A 517-nucleotide genomic window follows, 5' to 3' on the forward strand; every position below is an offset into this window, starting at 1 on the left:
GACCGTTTATCCGATCAGTTGACTTATGAAGGGGCCGATCTCGCCATTTGTCGCCCAACTGGCCCCGTAGAGCCGCTGCGTAGCGAGATTCTTGGTCGCGTTGGCGTGTTGTGTTTACTGTCCAAACAGCATCCTTTGGCGAATCAAGAGATGAGTTTGGACGACTATTTGAGCCACCCTCACGCGATGATTGCCATCAGTGACGGAGTGAAAGCGTTGATTGAGCAAGCTTTAATCGACAAGCCGCAACGCAAAATGGTGCTGCGTGCGTACCATTTAGAAGCTGCGCTGGCGATTGTGGATACACTACCTATCATCATTACCGTTCCGGCAGATTTGGCGTATCTGGTTGCTGAGCGCTATGACCTAGTCGTAAAACCGTTGCCATTCCAATTTACGCCTTTTGATTATTCGATGATTTGGCATGCGCGCTGTGAGCATTCTCCTGCTCAAGAATGGCTGCGCTCCGTTGTGCGTGAAGAGTGCAGCAGGCTGATTGCAAAGCGAATCGAAGACA

The 517-nt window shown here is 50.9% G+C and carries 1 protein-coding gene; it reads left to right on the forward strand.

Annotation, left to right across the window (positions count from 1 at the left end):
- On the forward strand, nt 1-517 hold a 517-nt coding region (locus tag R7Z50_RS31095; RefSeq protein ID WP_318150226.1), incomplete at both ends, for a LysR substrate-binding domain-containing protein.

The organism is Vibrio sp. 1249-1 (genome assembly GCF_033340495.1).